This window comes from Kutzneria kofuensis (assembly GCF_014203355.1).
Lineage (GTDB): Bacteria > Actinomycetota > Actinomycetes > Mycobacteriales > Pseudonocardiaceae > Kutzneria > Kutzneria kofuensis.
Window position 1 is genome coordinate 1,403,243 of the sequence record NZ_JACHIR010000001.1, and the last position, 13,999, is coordinate 1,417,241.

Genomic DNA, 13,999 nt, shown 5'->3' on the forward strand with positions numbered 1-13,999 from the left:
TGGCCGCCGCCCTGCAGGCCGACCCCGAGGCGCAGCGCGTCTTCGACGGCCTGCCCTTCACGCACCGCAAGGAGTACGTGCGGTGGATCGAGGAGGCGAAGAAGGCGGAGACCCGCCAGAACCGCGTGGCCAAGACCGTCGCCCGGTTGACGGGCGTCAACCGCTGAAGAGGCCGAACAGGTACTTGCGGTGCCGCAACAACAGACCGGCGACCAGGAAGCCCAGCCCGGACAGGCCGAGTTCGCCGCTGTTGACGACAACACCGAGCACGAAGCAGCAGAGGCCGAACGCCCACATGGTCTCCAGCGCCCACCGGTACCGGTCGAGCAGGCTCCCGCTCAAGCGGGTGGCGAGCGCCGGGTACTGGGCGGCCAGACCGCGTTCGATCTGGTCCAACTGGCGGCGTTCGTGCTGACTGAGCATCCCTACCCCACTCCTCGACGCGAACTGCGCACCCATATACCGGCCCGGCGCGCCCCCGGTTCACTGGCAGCGACCCCCGGGGCTGGATAGCCTGATCACCGGAGGTCAGGTGAACGGGTCGAGACGCGAGGACGTGGACAGGGCGCGGGCGCACACCGTCCCGCTGGCCCTGCGGTTCAGCGGCATACCCGGAGAACTGGCCGGCATGCGCAAGGTCGTGCGGGACTGGGCGGCGTCGGCGGGCCTGTCGGGCGAGCTGCTGGAGGACCTGCAGCTGGTGGTGGGCGAGGCGGCGGCGAACGCGATCGAGCACGGCTACCGGTCGGGCGAGCCGGGTTCGGTGGACTTGTGGCTGACCCGCGACGAGGCCGGCACGGTGCACGGCCGGGTCCGCGACTACGGAACGTGGCGGCCACAGCCGGAGGACCCGGGTGACCGCGGCCGCGGGCTGGCGTTGATCCGGGCGCTGGCGTCCCAGGTGAGCCTGAACCGCAGGTCAGACGGCACCGAGGTGGCCTTCACCATTCCGGCGGTGTGATCCACGTCACATCACGTTTAGGTTATCGCTGACCGGGTATCCCCGATGGACTTTGCACCGGACGGGGGCGAGGCATGAACGTCGCACCTGACAGCGAGGCGGCCCTGGGCCTCGGCAGATACGTCGCCGCTGTCGCGCGGCTGCTGGGCGTCCCCTCGGACGCGATGTACCACGAGGTGGGCGACCTCGCCTCCGCCTACATCGCGCTGCCGACGCGGCATCCCCTGTTCGCCGAGTTCGACCTGATGCTGGTCTGGGACGAGCGGCACGGCTGGTCGGTCGGGCTGGAGATCGACACCCTGGACGGCCCGGTCATCCTCAGCTACCTCGGCCCGGACCCGCTGCCCACGCCCGGCCGGGTCCGGCACTTCGTGGACGAGGTTGTGGTCGGCAACTGCCCCGGCCAGCCCAACCCGCCGCACTGCGGGTCCCGGAAGCGGCTGGCCGACCGGCTGGCCAAGTTCGTCACGGCCTGAGGCCTGGATGCGAAGCGCACCTCGCTAGGCATACGGTGGCGCGGTGGTGTTCCGGCACGAGGCGTTCAGCTACGACAGCGAGGACGGCTTCGTCACGCGGGTGACTGACGTCGTGCGCGCCGGATTCGCGGAGGACGCCGCCGTCCTGATAGCGGTGCCGGCCAAGCGGCTGGAACCCGTCCGCGACGCGCTCGGCCCGGACGGCCGCGGCGTCGACTTCGTGGACATGCTGGAGGTCGGCCGCAATCCGGCGCGGATGTTCCCGATGTGGCGGGAGTTCCTGGACCGCAACGAGGGCAGGCCGTGTCGCGGCGTCGCCGAGGCGGTGCACGAGGACCGGCGGGCGCCGGCGCTGGCCGAGTGCCACCAGCACGAGACGCTGCTCAACCAGCAGTTCGCGGCGACCGACTGGCTGCTGCTGTGCCCGTACGCGGCGACGCACCCGGAGCCGGTGCTGGCCCGCGCCCGCGCCAACCACCCGTGGTGGGCGGACGAGCCGAACCCCGGCTTCGACGACCGCGACGACGGCTCCACGCTGGCGCAGGAGCTGCCGGAACCGTTCGGCGCCACCACGTTCCTGCGCTTCGACCTGGACAGCGTCACCGGCGTGCGCGAACACGCCGCCGGCAAGGCGCGGCGGTTCGGCCTGGACAACGACGCGGTCGAACGGTTCACGCTGGCCGTGCACGAGGTGATGGTCAACAGCGTCGATCACGGCGGTGGCGGCGGCATGCTGCGGTTGTGGGCCGAGGACGGCGACCTGGTGTGCGAGGTCCGGGACGAGGGCGTGATCACCGATCCGCTGGTCGGGCGGCGGCGGCCGACGCTGGCCCAGCCGCGCGGCCGCGGCATGTGGATGGTCAACCAGCTGTGCGACCTGGTCCAGGTGCGGTCGTCGCCGTCGATCGGCACGGTGGTGCGGTTGCGGATCACCGGAGCGGGTACCCCGACTGTATGAGTGGGTTGGCGCACAGCCAGGAACGCGCACTGGGCGAGTTGGTGTCGGCGGGCACGCTCTCGCAGCAGGAGGCCGACGCGGTGCGGACCGCGCTGACCGAGGCCGAGCCGACGCCTGTACGTCGCCGCATCGCCGAGGTCGTCGGATACGTCGGCGCGGCGCTGCTGCTGGCCGGCGCGGCGCTGGTCGTCGGCTCCTCGTGGGACTCGTTCTCGCACGCCGGCCGCGTGGGGCTGCTGATCGGCGTGACGGTGGTGCTGATCGGCGCGGCCGTGGCGCTGCGCAACCGGGTCACCGGTGTGCTGCTGGCGCTGGGCGCGGTGACCGGCGGCCTGGCCGGCTCGGTCGCGTTCGACACCCATCCGGCGTTGGCCGGCGGCATCGCCGGGCTGGTGCTCGCCGCCGCCGGGTACGCCGCCTGGCCCGCGGTGTTCGCGCTGCCGGTGGCTGGCATCGCCGGCGCTTCCGCGGTGATCGGGCTGGTCGACCTGGCCGGCTTTGCGCCGTCATGGATCGGCGCCGGGCTGTTGCTGCTGGCCGCCGTCTGGGCCCTGCTGGTCGCCTGCGGCGTCATCCGGCACCGCGCGGTCGGCGCCGGCGTCGCCGCCGCCCTCGCCCTGATCGGCGCGCAGTTCCCGGAGCACGCGTTCGTCCAGTACGCGACGACGCTGGTCGTGGCCCTGCTCTGTTTCGGGTGGTATCTGGCCGACCGGATGCCGATCCTGCTCATCGGCGGCGTCATCGGCGTGACGATCGCGGTGCCGGAGGCCGTCTGGGACTGGACGGGCGGCGCGATCAACGGCGCCGTGCTGGTGCTGATCGCCGGCGCCGTGTTGTTGCTGGCCGGCGGGATAGGACTGCGCGTCCACCGGCCGCAGCGGGACGGCTAGGTCCGGAACAGCGCGCGGGTGTTCGCGCGTGAGGACAACACGTCCGTGCTGTCGAAGGCCTGGTCGGCGTTGCCGTAGTGGGGCAGGGCGCGCACCGCGGGGTCGGAGATGGTGGCGAACAGGGCGTCGGTGAAGCGTTCGGCGTGCAGAACCTGGTAGGGCCGCGTGTGGTACGGCCGGGTGGCGGGGTCGACGGGCTCGGTGAGGCCGAGCGCGTTGTGCATCGCGGCGACGGTCCGGTACGCGGCGGCGAGGTGCTCCTCGCGGGCGTTCCACTCGGTGGCGGCCAGGGCGCCGCGCAGCACAGGCGTGAGCGTTGCGGCGCAAGGCAACTGAGCGAAGGCGCTGCCGAACCACTTGCTGTACGGGGCAGTGCCTATGCCGCGCGTTCCGCGCGGGGCTCGGCCGCTCTAAGCCGACGCCTTCGCTTGCCAGATTTCGATCGCCGCGTCGGCTTTGATGGTGGGCGCGTCGAGTGGCGGCGATCGAAATCCGCCAACCGCTCCAGGCACCGGCGCGGCCTCGCGCTCGGCTGGCGGCAGTCGAACAGCGTCACACCGGCCAGGGATCGAAGCGAGATGCCCGCGCAGCCAGTCCCCCGGCCGAAACGCCTCGACCGGCACGGCGGCCGGATCCGGCACGAAGATCTGGACGAACGGGCCCCAGTCGTGGTCCCGGGACCGGTCGGTGTCGAAGCCGAGGACTTCGGAGCCGTGGCCGATCCGGGCGGCTGCGTGCGGAATTCCCCGCAGCTTGGGCAACAGCTCGACCTCGTAGCGGGTACGGGACTCCGCGAGCCCTTTCACGGCTTGGCCACCTCGATGAGGAAACGCTTGGTGTGCGCGACGAACGGGCCCTCGGACTCGATCCGCTCGTGCAGCGCCCGCAGCTGCGGCAGATAACCGTCCACAGTGAACCCCGGCACGATCCAGACCACCTTGCGCAGGAAGTGCACCACTGCCGCGATGTCGTAGAACTCGGCCCGCAGCGACTCGGGCACGAGCCGCACGAGCCGCAGCCCCGCCTCGGCTGCCTGTTCGGCGGCCAACCGGGGGTCGCGAGAATTGTCGATCTCCAGCGGACCCATCATGGCCTCGGACACCTCGTGCATGGAGCCGGCGCCGACCTGCTGCGACAGGTAGACGCCGCCGGGCCGCAGCACGCGGGCGATCTCGTCCCACCGGATCTCGGCCGGATGCCGGCTGACGACCAGCTCGAATGAGGAATCCTCGAATGGCAGCGGATCGAGGTTGCCGGCCTGGACGACCTCGACACCACGCGGCTCCAACAACCGGCGGGCCACCGCGAGGCTCGGCGGCCAGCCCTCGGTGGCGGCGGTGCGTACGGGCAGCCTCTCCACGGTGTTGAGCACCTCGCCGCCGCCGGTCTGAATGTCCAAAGCGGACTCCACCGAGGCCATCCGCTCGGCGATCAGCCCGGAATAGCCCCAAGAAGGGCGCTGCTCGGTCGCCCGGCCCTCGAACCAGGAGAAATCCCAGCCGTCCACCGGCACCGCCGCGCCCTCGGCGACGAGTTCCTCGAAAGTGGCCACGACGTCCAGCCTCACATGCGGCGCAAGCAGTTTTCCACGATCGGGTGGTCTTGTGCCGACGGGGCGGGAGACCGGGTATCCGATTCAGCGGGATCCGCAGTCCACCGGGAGGTCTACCGTGCTCAAGCACCTTTCCGCCGTGCTCGCCGCCGTGCTGGCGGGCGCCGTCCTCGCGGCGATCGGCTTCAGCGTCGCCACCGCCGAGTCGGCGACGAACCCGACGACGGCGCAACAGATCACGCAGATCCGGGACCGGCTCGACGCCGCCGCCCGGAACAACGACGCCGCCGCGGCGCAGGCCGCGGTGAACGACCTGGGGCCGGTGCTCGCCGGCGTGCACCGCGACCTCGACCGCGGCCTGGTGCCGCCGGGCACCGCGAGCCCGCTGGCCGCGGCCGAGAAACAGACCGCCGACCTGAAGACCGCGCTGGCGCAGAAGGACGGCATCTTCGACTCGATCAAGCAGATGATCCAGAAGCTGGTGGAGCAGCTCAAGCAGCTGCTGCAGCAGATCTTCGGCGGCAGCACCACGCCGACGACGACAACGACGACCACCACCTCGCCGACAAAGCCGACAACGCCGACCCCGGGCGGCGGCGCAGCACCGGCGCCGATCGGGTGATCCACCCTCCGACGCACCTGAGTGGCTCACGTGGCTTCCAGAGCCACGCGAGCCACTCAGGTGGCTTCCGGAGCCACATGAGCCACTCAGGTGGACGACGAGGCGTTAGTTCGGCTGGTCGCCGTGGGTCAGGGTCTCCCACGCGACGAACAGGATGTTGTCGCCGGCGGGCCGGTTGTTCATGACCAACGTGTGCGTGTTGGTCATGACGTTGCCCAGGCGGTAGGCCAGCGCGTTGTAGCCGACCTCGGTCACCGGGCCGAGGCCCCGCTTGACGCTGCCGCCGCACAGCCAGGACGGCACGGCCGCGCCGAGCTCGTACTGGGCCTGGAAGCCGAGGGCGTAGCGCAGGCGGGTGCCGATGTCGCCGGTGTACAGGTCGTTGCCCTGGATCCGGGAGGTCTCGGCGACGTCCGAGATGGACGCGATGCCGTAGCCGGTGTGCGTGAAGTCGCGGCAGGTCTCCTGGGTCAGGCCGTTGACGAAGGTGCTCTGTCCCTGCCAGTAGCTGATGATGCCGTCACGGGTGGTGGGGCCGCCGGGCGCCGTCTTGGGCAGGGCCCCGTCGCTGCTCAGGTAGACGTAGGCGGGAACGCGCAGCATGTACTTGGCCATCGCCGTGTCGTAGGAGGCCTTGTCGTCCAGGAAGACCGAGATGCCGACCGCGGCCTCCATCATGGTCAATTCCCAGTTGCCGTTGCTGTTGCTGCCCTTGATGACCACCGGCAGGTAGACGTTGCGCAGCATGGTGGCGAACCGGCTCAGGTTGGCCCAGCCGCCGCCGTAGGTGTAGCGGATGATCTCCGCGGCGCGCGGCCACACCGAGCCGGCCCAGCCGGTCTGCAGCGGGGCGTTGCTGTTGGTGTGGCTGGTGATCGTCGCGGACCATGCGTCCATGATGGAGATGGCCTTCTTGGCGTACGTCGCGTTCTGGGTGATGTACCACGCCAGCGCGTTGCCGTACGCGGCGAGCGCGTCCTGGCGCTCGTCGGTGCAGCCGTAGTTGGGGTTGGAGTACGAACCGCACTCGACGACGGACCACGGATGCGGCGCCCGGCTCTGCGACAGCAGCCCGTCCGACATCATCGCCTGGTACGCCTGGGTCTGCGGCTGCGCGCCGGAATTGACCTGGGACCGGATGTGGTCGAGTTGGGCGCGGCTGACCAGAACGCCGGGATGGACGAACGCGGCCGGGGCCGCACCCGCCTGCTGGCTGACGGATCCGACGACCAGCAGGGATGCGAGCACCGATGCAACCACGAGCAGGGATGTGGACACTCGTTTCGACATGACACTCCTCGGATGGCGGCGGTGCCTGACCGAGAACTTGCAGGGGAATGCCAGTCTTAGAGGTCCAGACCACTTGTGTCAATCTTTCCGATTCTCTTTCCGGAAAACCCAGAAGCGAGCGCCCACATATGTGAACAGGCCGACGCAACAGGCGGCCCCGACCCGCGCCACCGCGAAGGGCACGCCGACGTCGGCGAGCCAGGTCGTGGCCAGCGTGGTGAAGCCGAGATCGAGCAGCGTGATCACCGTGAAGCGCAGCACCTGGCCGCCGACCGGGGCGTGCGACTTGAAGTTCACGGTGCGGTTCAGCACGTAGTTCAGGCCGAACGCGGCGAGGTAGCCGATGGCGACGTCGACCGGCAGCGGCAGCGACGTCTGCGTCTTCAGCACCGCCAGGATGGCCATGTCGATGAGGAACGTGAAGGTGCCCAGGATCGCGAACCCCACGAACTCGGGCGTGATGAAACGCAACGACTTCGGCAGCCTGGTCGCCCATGAGGTGAGCCAGGTGCCGAACCGCTCCGCGCGCGTCTGAGGCGGGGTGGTCTGAGTTGGCACGCCCTCCATCCTGCCAAGTCCTCGGCGCGCGCCGCCGGGGGTTCGCCAAAGGTTCAGCGGCTGGTACCGCTCAGCCGTTCCATGTCGGCCGCGCTGAGCTGCGGATCCGGCGCCACCGTGCGGACCGCGAGCCGGGTGCGAGCGGCCTCCTCGATGCCGGGCGCCAGCCCCAGCGTGCGGGCCGCGAGCAGGGCGGCGCCGACCGCGGCGGGCGGCTCGTCGGGGGCGATCTCGACGGGCACGCCGAGCGCGGCCGCGACCACCTCGGCGGCCATCGGCACCTTCAACACGGCTGGATCGACGCGCACCCGGTCGATCCGGGCGCCGGCGGCCGTCAGCGCCTCGCCGGCGGCGACGAGCAGCCGGCCGAGGCCGTCGATACGCACGGCAGGCGGCGTCTGACCGTCCGTCAGATCGACGCCGACGGCCCAGACGCCGTCCGCGAGCCGCTGCGTGAACAGCACGTCGTCGGCCACCGGTTCACGGCTGAGCACGGCCAGCACGAGTCGGGAGCCGAGCCAGAGCGCCGCCGTGCCGGGCTCGGTCACGCCCATGCCCAGCGCCGCCAGCGGCAACCCGGCCGCGCCGACGACCAGCGGCAGCAGGGCGGGCAGCGCCAGCAGCTGGGCCGCCTCCGTGACCAGCGGCACCTGGTCGGTGGGGTCGACGAGCGGCGGCAGCTGGGCGGTGCCGATGCCGGCGAGTTCGAGCGCCTTCGGGGACCACTCGGGCTCGGCGACGGCCAACAGCCCGCCGGCGGACGCGCACGAGGTGTCGGCGAGCACGCGGGCGGTCAGCCGGGACAGCACAAAATCCTTGAGTTCACACCATCGGGCGACCCGGGTGAGCAGGTCCGGGCCGTGCTCGGCGAACCAGGCCAGCCGCACCAGCGGCGAGCCGCAGTGCGCGGCGACGCCGGTGGCGCGCCGCAGCGTCGACCCGATCCGCCGGGCCAGCGCCCGGGTCTGCGGGTCCGGCCCGGTGAACACCGGCGTCATCGGCCGGTCCAGCTCGTCCAGGCCGACCAGGGTGTCGCCCGAACCGGCCAGCGCCATCCCGCGCACCGGCAGCTGCCTGGTCGCGCACAGCTGCACACAGCGGTCGATGGCCGCGAACACCACGTCCAGCGCGGCGTACGGGTCGAGCGTGCCGCGTGGGTAGCGCAGCTGCACGTGATCGAGCACGGCCAGGTGGTCGCCGAGCACGGCGACCCGGACCGAGTCGGCGCCGACCTCCACCCCGAAGACCGCACCTGCCGCCGTCATCGACGCACCTCCGCTCGCTCGGCCCGATCCCCATCATGGCGGTCTTCTACGCTGCGTAGTGGACGAGTTGACAGCCACGGGCGAACTGTCCGGGTTATTCCCCGGCTGGCGTGCCCCGCCACCGCCAGCCTGCCCGGTTCGGCAGTCCCGGCAACTCGACGCGGTCGGTGGCCCACAGCAGCGCCGTCCACGGCTCGGCAGCCACCGTGACCTCGGGGAACATCCGCTCCAGCACGCGGGCGCAGACGTCGGCGGGCGGTTCGACGGCGACGCCGAGGCCACGGGCGACGTCCTCGCCGTGCACGAGGATCTCCACCACGCCCATGCCCGCGAAGCCCGCGGGGTCGGCCATGCCGGTCGGGTGGTAGGCGCGGGCATCGGGGCTCGCCGTGCGCACGGCGGCCGCGAGCAGCCGCCCGCCGGTGACGGCGAACTCCAGCGCGTCGGCGGCGGTGGCGTCCGGCGTGAGGCCGGCCTCGAAGGCTACGTAGCGGTCCCGCGGGCATGACACCAATTGGGCCGCGTAGGAGAGCAGGCAGTCGCCCAGGTGTTCCACGGTCCGGAACGCATTCAGGTCGCCGGTGCCTGTCGCCGCGGTCCAGTCACGGTTGACGACGGGTTCCAGGGCGGCGGCCAGGGCGGCAGTGGCGGCGTCGAGATCGGACGCGGTGACGGACATGCCGACACAATACCTAGGTATATCGACACCGTTCCTAAGTAATTGCGGCCAGCCTGAACGGACGCATTCGACGGGCCTTTCGGGCGTTTGTCAACGACAGGCGCGGGCGTAGACTCGGCGGTGCAATTTCCCGCCCTGTTTCCACACCGGGAAGTATTGTGTTGACACTGGAGTCACGGAGGTTTTCCCGTGCCCGAAGAAATTGCTCCCGCCCACTGTCCCATGGCCCGGCCACGGTCCGCCGCGCAGGCCACGCCGATGGCGCCCATACTAGGCAAACCGGTATCGCGACGCTCCCTGCTGCGCACCGCGGGCGCGATCACCGGCGCGCTCGGCACCCTGGCGTTGCTCCAGGACGGCGCGATCGTGCCGCAGCGGCTGGCGCTGGCCGACCCGGCGAAGCCGTTCCCCGACGTGCAGTTCGACCTGAGCCCGTACATGCCGCCCGCGGTGACCTACGACGGCATTCCGGTCGGGATGCCGCCGGTGCACACGGTTTTTCTCACGGCGACGCTGTCGCGCATCCCGTCGAGCGCCGACCAGTCGCGAATGGAATCGGCGCTGCGCACCATCGAGGCGAACTACCCGTACGCGCCGGGCGGTGTTTTCACGCACGTCTCGTACAGCGACAACTACTTCGCGCGGCTGCCGGCGAGTCTGGTCGACGCCACCATGCCGCGCACGCTGTCCGGCGACCAGCCGGTGTTGAAACGGGCCGTGGCGTCGCCGACCGACGTGGCACCCGGGTCGCACGTGCTCGAACTGCGTAGACCGGAATTCACCGTCCCACTGCGGTTGGAGAACAACGACGTGCTGTTCACCATCCGCGGCGACGACTCGTCGTACGTGGCGGACGTGGTGTCCTGGCTGTCCGGCAGCAACCAGCTGGTGGGCCGGCCGATCGCCTCGCCGCGGTTCGACGCCGGCCTGCGGATCACCTCGTCGCGGGCGATGTTCGTGCAGATCGGTTTGCCCCGCTACATCGCGGCCAACGCCGGCCTGTCGTTCGCGTCGTTCGTCAACCCGCACTCCCCGATGTGGATGGGCTTCGCCGACCAGCAGGTCGACGCGAGCGCGCCGGCCCAGAACGTGACCTTCGTCGGCGGTGGCGGCATCCACCTGAGCACCGCGACCGCCGGCTCCTACTTCGACAACGGCGCCGTCCAGCACCTCTCGCACGACCTGCTGGACCTGGAGCAGTTCTACGTCGACGGCCGCGACCCCGACGAGGGCCCGGACACGCGCGAGCCGTTCGACGAGCGGATCCAGTACATGTTCCACTCCCCCGCGCCGGTCGAGCAGAACCCGAACGACCCGTTCTACAACGGCGGCGGTCCCACCAACCTGAAGATGCTCGGCGCCGTGGTGCGCAACGAGTTCCACGGCGCCGGCTATGCGGAGCAGAGCGCGCGGCAGCTCCAGCGGATGGGGCACCTGTCCACGTTGCAGCGGTCCGGCCGCACCGCCGACGGTCGGCCGATCCACCAGCGCATCGACGGCCCCGGCTTCGACGCGATGGACACCACGACCGGTCGCGACACCGCGAAGCTGCAGTTCTCGGGTTTCTTCCCCAGCGCCGACTTCTTCGCCACGATGCGGTCCAACCAGTCCGCGGTGGACCTGCTGGAGAAGTACGACCTCGATGAGGAGGACCACGGGCTGGAGCGGTTCATCACCGCGACCCGGCGGCAGAACTTCCTGATCCCGCCCCGCCGGCACCGCGCCTTCCCCCTGGTCGAGTTCCTCTGACGGGAAGCGGCAAGGGGTTGGGACGGAAGCCGGGAGGGGGACCGGCTTCCGTCCCAGGTATCAGTTGCCGGGCGGCGTGCCCTGCGTGCCCTGCTGGCCTTGTCCGCCGGGGCCGCCGGTCCGCTGCTGGTCGTTGATCGACGTGGCGGTGCCCTTGTCACCCGACAGCTTGGCGATGATCGTCACCGTCGTGCCGGTCTTGAGGTCGCTCACCTGCTCGTCGCCCTCGTCGACCCGGGTCGAGGAGTCGATCGTGTACGTCTGCGTGTAGCCGTCGGCGCTCTTGGCGGTGATCGAGGTGGCGCTGACGGCAGTGATCTCGCCGGTCTGCAGTCGCTCGGTGACGTAGCTGCCGTTGTCCTGCACGGTGAAGTCGCCGTGCAGGGCGGAGAACAGCCCGCCCATGCCGCCGGGGCCGCCGCCCCGGCCGCCGCCGAAGCCACCGCCGGCTCCGAAGCCGCCGGGGCCCTGCGTGGACGCGTTCGCGGTGGTGCCGCCGACGAGCTTGGAGATGCCGTAGCCGCCGCCCACGGCGACCACGACCGCGACCGCGACGACCGCGGTGGTCTTGCCGGCGGACCAACGTTTGGGCTGCGTCGGCTGCGTCGGCGCGGCACCCCAGACCGGCTCGGTGTTGTCGGCGGGCTGCTGGGTGTCCATCGTCGTCCTCCTGCGTTCGGGCTTGTGACAGCCACCCTGGCCACCGCCGCTGTGCACCAGCTGTGCGCACTGTGGGCACATCCTGTGAGCAAGCCGCACAGGTGATACACAGGAAGCACTCAGCGGCCGCAAAGCCGCCGGTCACAGGATGGAGGCCATGAACGGCGAACTCAGGCGCGCGGACGGCAGCCAGTTGCGGGTGCTCGTGGTGGACGACGAGACGGCGCTCGCGGAACTGGTGAGCATGGCCCTGCGCTTCGAGGGTTGGGCGGTGCGCTGCGCCGCGGACGGCGTGAGCGCGGTCCGCGAGGCCAAGCAGTTCCGGCCGGACGCCGTCGTGCTGGACATCATGCTGCCCGACCTGGACGGCCTGGAGGTGCTGCGCCGGCTCCGGCTGGACCAGCCCGAGGTGCCGGTGCTGTTCCTGACCGCAAAGGACGCCGTCGAGGACCGCATCGCCGGCCTCACCGTGGGCGGCGACGACTACGTGACCAAGCCGTTCAGCGTGGAGGAGCTGGTGCTGCGGGTGCGGTCGCTGCTGCGCCGCTCCAACTCGGTGGCCTCGGCGACGAGCTCGCAGCTGGTGGTGGGCGAGTTGACGCTGGACGAGGACAGCCGCGAGGTGCGCCGCTCCGGGCAGGAGATCCAGCTGACCGCGACCGAGTTCGAGCTGCTGCGCTACCTGATGCGCAACCCGCGGCGCGTGCTGAGCAAGGCGCAGATCCTGGACCGGGTCTGGGAGTACGACTTCGGCGGCCAGGCCAACATCGTCGAGCTGTACATCTCCTACCTGCGCAAGAAGATCGACGCCGGCCGGGAGCCGATGATCCACACCATGCGCGGCGCCGGCTATGTCCTCCGCCCCACGGGCTGACCGCCGCCGCTGGACCCTGCGACGCAAACTCGTCGTCGCGGTGGTCCTGCTGCTCACGGTGGTGTCGCTGGCGATCGGGCTGATCGGCGAGGTCTTCATCCGGGACAACCTGGTCGCCCAGGTGGACAGCCAGCTGCAGCAGGCGGGCAGTCGGGGCCACGGCCCGGACGGCGGGCACGTTCCCAGGCCGGAGCAGAACTGGTGCGCGAACAACCAGCAACAGGGCCCGCCACCGAGCCTGGGCCCGGGGGCGCTCACCGTGAACGGGCAGATCGCCGTCATGCTCGACCAGAACGTCTGCCCGCAGAACCTGTTCGGCAACCAGCTCGCGGCACTGGCTGCGGCGCCGTCCACCGGGCGCCCGACGACCGTCAGCGTGCCCGGTCTCGGCGACTACCGGGTGATCTCCTCCAACAACGGCGGCATGATCATCGGGCTGCCGCTGAACCAGGTCAACGACGCGCTGGACCGCATCAACATCGCGCTGCTGGTCATCGCCGCCACCGGGCTGGTGGTCGCGGCCGCGGCGGGTGCGGTGATCATCCGGGCCGCGCTGCGGCCGCTGGACCGGGTGGCGGCGACCGCGACCCGGGTCGGCGAGCTGCCGCTGGACCGGGGCGAAGTCGCTCTGTCCGTAAGGGTTCCCGACGAGGACACCGATCCGCGGACCGAGGTGGGCAAGGTCGGCGCGGCGCTGAACCGGATGCTCGGGCACGTGGCGTCGGCGCTGAACGTCCGCCAGGAGAGCGAGACCCGGGTCCGGCAGTTCGTCGCCGACGCCAGCCACGAACTGCGCACTCCCCTGGCCTCCATCCGCGGCTACGCCGAACTGGCCGGCCGGTACGCGGGGCAGGTGCCGCCGGACGTGTCGCACGCGATGCGCCGCATCCAGTCCGAGTCGACGCGGATGACGTCGCTGGTCGAGGAGTTGTTGCTGCTGGCCCGGTTGGACGCGGGACGGCCGCTCGCGCGGGAGCCCGTCGACCTGTCCCGGCTGGTCGTGGACGCCGTCAGCGACGCACGCGTGACCAGCCGGGATCACCGCTGGCAGCTGGCGATTCCGGGCGAGCCGGTGACCGTGCTCGGCGATGGCCAGGCGCTGCACCAGGTTCTGCTCAACCTGCTCGGCAACGCCCGCGCCCACACGCCGCCGGGCACGACCGTCGTCACGGGGATCCACAACGGCAATCCGGGCGAGGTCGTGTTGGAGGTCGCCGACGACGGGCCGGGGATTCCCGTTGAGCTGCAACCGGAAGTGTTCGAGCGGTTCGCCCGCGGCGACGGCTCCCGGTCGCGGTCGTCCGGGGGAACCGGGCTCGGACTGTCCATCGTCGCCGCCATCGTGACCGCGCACGGCGGCGAGGTCGCGCTGGACAGCCGGCCCGGCCGGACCGTGTTCACCGTCCGGCTCACAGCTGCCGCACAGTGATCACACACAGGCGGCACAGCGGTCCCCCCGAGGCTG

At 71.0% G+C, this 13,999-nt stretch carries 18 protein-coding genes; 9 read left to right on the plus strand and 9 right to left on the minus strand.

What is annotated here, in order from left to right; translation table 11 throughout:
- Positions 1-11: 11 nt before the first annotated feature.
- Positions 12-167 carry a YdeI/OmpD-associated family protein gene (locus tag BJ998_RS47145; protein ID WP_246488961.1) on the plus strand — a complete coding sequence of 52 codons (156 nt, stop codon included), beginning with the start codon at positions 12-14 and terminating at the stop codon, positions 165-167.
- Here the strand turns inward: BJ998_RS47145 and BJ998_RS06340 are convergent.
- The gene (locus BJ998_RS06340; RefSeq protein WP_184859341.1) at positions 157-423 is read right to left on the minus strand and encodes a DUF3040 domain-containing protein; all 267 of its coding nucleotides are present in this window, start codon (positions 421-423) and stop codon (positions 157-159) included. The two genes, BJ998_RS47145 and BJ998_RS06340, sit on opposite strands and share 11 nt — an antisense overlap.
- A 109-nt stretch (positions 424-532) precedes the next feature.
- Between BJ998_RS06340 and BJ998_RS06345 the strand changes: the two genes are divergently transcribed.
- The 4 genes from BJ998_RS06345 to BJ998_RS06360 all read left to right on the plus strand — a co-directional run bounded on the left by BJ998_RS06345 (position 533) and on the right by BJ998_RS06360 (position 3,285).
- Positions 533-961, plus strand: a complete 429-nt coding sequence (locus BJ998_RS06345; RefSeq protein WP_184859343.1) for an ATP-binding protein — start codon at positions 533-535, stop codon at positions 959-961.
- A 74-nt stretch (positions 962-1,035) separates the two neighbouring features.
- Entirely contained in the window at positions 1,036-1,437 is a 402-nt protein-coding gene (locus BJ998_RS06350; protein WP_184859345.1) for a DUF6292 family protein, read from the plus strand.
- 43 nt (positions 1,438-1,480) lie between these two features.
- Entirely contained in the window at positions 1,481-2,395 is a 915-nt protein-coding gene (locus BJ998_RS48515) for an anti-sigma factor RsbA family regulatory protein (RefSeq protein WP_184859347.1), read from the plus strand.
- Positions 2,392-3,285: a DUF2157 domain-containing protein gene (locus BJ998_RS06360; protein ID WP_184859349.1), complete on the plus strand. Its 894-nt coding sequence runs from the start codon at positions 2,392-2,394 to the stop codon at positions 3,283-3,285. Before BJ998_RS48515 ends, BJ998_RS06360 begins: the two co-directional genes overlap by 4 nt.
- Here the strand turns inward: BJ998_RS06360 and BJ998_RS06365 are convergent.
- From BJ998_RS06365 to BJ998_RS06375, 3 genes are all read right to left on the minus strand, one after another.
- Positions 3,282-3,590 (minus strand): hypothetical protein, encoded by a 309-nt coding sequence (locus BJ998_RS06365; protein ID WP_184859351.1) that lies wholly within the window; start codon positions 3,588-3,590, stop codon positions 3,282-3,284. The genes BJ998_RS06360 and BJ998_RS06365 overlap by 4 nt on opposite strands.
- Before the next feature lie 105 nt (positions 3,591-3,695).
- Positions 3,696-4,091, minus strand: coding sequence for a hypothetical protein (locus BJ998_RS06370; protein WP_184869223.1), 396 nt, complete (start codon positions 4,089-4,091; stop codon positions 3,696-3,698).
- Positions 4,088-4,837, minus strand: a complete 750-nt coding sequence (locus BJ998_RS06375; RefSeq protein ID WP_184859353.1) for a class I SAM-dependent methyltransferase — start codon at positions 4,835-4,837, stop codon at positions 4,088-4,090. The genes BJ998_RS06370 and BJ998_RS06375 overlap by 4 nt, the downstream gene beginning before the upstream one ends.
- A 118-nt stretch (positions 4,838-4,955) precedes the next feature.
- Here BJ998_RS06375 and BJ998_RS06380 point away from each other — a divergent pair, with 118 nt between their 5' ends.
- Positions 4,956-5,459, plus strand: coding sequence for a hypothetical protein (locus tag BJ998_RS06380; RefSeq protein ID WP_184859355.1), 504 nt, complete (start codon positions 4,956-4,958; stop codon positions 5,457-5,459).
- 105 nt (positions 5,460-5,564) lie between these two features.
- Here BJ998_RS06380 and BJ998_RS06385 read toward each other — a convergent pair whose 3' ends face one another.
- The 4 genes from BJ998_RS06385 to BJ998_RS06400 all read right to left on the minus strand — a co-directional run bounded on the left by BJ998_RS06385 (position 5,565) and on the right by BJ998_RS06400 (position 9,251).
- A complete protein-coding gene (locus BJ998_RS06385; protein ID WP_184859357.1) occupies positions 5,565-6,749 on the minus strand; it encodes an alginate lyase family protein in 1,185 nt (394 codons plus the stop codon).
- A 78-nt stretch (positions 6,750-6,827) separates the two neighbouring features.
- Positions 6,828-7,307: a GtrA family protein gene (locus BJ998_RS06390; RefSeq protein WP_312889957.1), complete on the minus strand. Its 480-nt coding sequence runs from the start codon at positions 7,305-7,307 to the stop codon at positions 6,828-6,830.
- A 53-nt stretch (positions 7,308-7,360) separates the two neighbouring features.
- Complete coding sequence (locus BJ998_RS06395; protein ID WP_184859361.1) at positions 7,361-8,572, minus strand: FGGY family carbohydrate kinase; 1,212 nt, start codon at positions 8,570-8,572, stop codon at positions 7,361-7,363.
- A gap of 94 nt (positions 8,573-8,666) precedes the next feature.
- The gene (locus tag BJ998_RS06400) at positions 8,667-9,251 is read right to left on the minus strand and encodes a maleylpyruvate isomerase mycothiol-dependent enzyme family protein (protein ID WP_184859363.1); all 585 of its coding nucleotides are present in this window, start codon (positions 9,249-9,251) and stop codon (positions 8,667-8,669) included.
- Positions 9,252-9,509: 258 nt separating this feature from the next.
- Between BJ998_RS06400 and BJ998_RS06405 the strand changes: the two genes are divergently transcribed.
- Positions 9,510-11,000 (plus strand): DUF7405 family protein, encoded by a 1,491-nt coding sequence (locus BJ998_RS06405; RefSeq protein WP_184859364.1) that lies wholly within the window; start codon positions 9,510-9,512, stop codon positions 10,998-11,000.
- Positions 11,001-11,060: 60 nt separating this feature from the next.
- On the opposite strand, the gene BJ998_RS06410 is transcribed toward BJ998_RS06405, so the two are convergent.
- On the minus strand, positions 11,061-11,660 hold the full coding sequence (locus tag BJ998_RS06410; RefSeq protein ID WP_184859366.1) for a hypothetical protein: 600 nt from the start codon (positions 11,658-11,660) through the stop codon (positions 11,061-11,063).
- Positions 11,661-11,808: 148 nt separating this feature from the next.
- On the opposite strand from BJ998_RS06410, the gene BJ998_RS06415 reads away from it, so the two are divergent.
- Positions 11,809-12,534, plus strand: a complete 726-nt coding sequence (locus BJ998_RS06415) for a response regulator transcription factor (RefSeq protein WP_184859368.1) — start codon at positions 11,809-11,811, stop codon at positions 12,532-12,534.
- A complete protein-coding gene (locus BJ998_RS06420) occupies positions 12,512-13,963 on the plus strand; it encodes a sensor histidine kinase (RefSeq protein WP_184859370.1) in 1,452 nt (483 codons plus the stop codon). The genes BJ998_RS06415 and BJ998_RS06420 overlap by 23 nt, the downstream gene beginning before the upstream one ends.
- Positions 13,964-13,999 lie beyond the last annotated feature (36 nt).

What these genes read in the sequence shown, in the direction of transcription:
- BJ998_RS06340 (WP_184859341.1), bottom strand. Translation starts at nt 423, where the DNA reads ATGCTCAGTCAGCACGAACGCCGCCAGTTGGACCAGATCGAACGCGGT.
- BJ998_RS06350 (WP_184859345.1), top strand. Translation starts at nt 1,036, where the DNA reads ATGAACGTCGCACCTGACAGCGAGGCGGCCCTGGGCCTCGGCAGATAC.
- BJ998_RS06360 (WP_184859349.1), top strand. Translation starts at nt 2,392, where the DNA reads ATGAGTGGGTTGGCGCACAGCCAGGAACGCGCACTGGGCGAGTTGGTG.
- BJ998_RS06385 (WP_184859357.1), bottom strand. Translation starts at nt 6,749, where the DNA reads ATGTCGAAACGAGTGTCCACATCCCTGCTCGTGGTTGCATCGGTGCTC.
- BJ998_RS06395 (WP_184859361.1), bottom strand. Translation starts at nt 8,572, where the DNA reads ATGACGGCGGCAGGTGCGGTCTTCGGGGTGGAGGTCGGCGCCGACTCG.
- BJ998_RS06400 (WP_184859363.1), bottom strand. Translation starts at nt 9,251, where the DNA reads ATGTCCGTCACCGCGTCCGATCTCGACGCCGCCACTGCCGCCCTGGCC.
- BJ998_RS06405 (WP_184859364.1), top strand. Translation starts at nt 9,510, where the DNA reads ATGGCGCCCATACTAGGCAAACCGGTATCGCGACGCTCCCTGCTGCGC.
- BJ998_RS06410 (WP_184859366.1), bottom strand. Translation starts at nt 11,660, where the DNA reads ATGGACACCCAGCAGCCCGCCGACAACACCGAGCCGGTCTGGGGTGCC.
- BJ998_RS06415 (WP_184859368.1), top strand. Translation starts at nt 11,809, where the DNA reads ATGGAGGCCATGAACGGCGAACTCAGGCGCGCGGACGGCAGCCAGTTG.
- BJ998_RS06420 (WP_184859370.1), top strand. Translation starts at nt 12,512, where the DNA reads ATGTCCTCCGCCCCACGGGCTGACCGCCGCCGCTGGACCCTGCGACGC.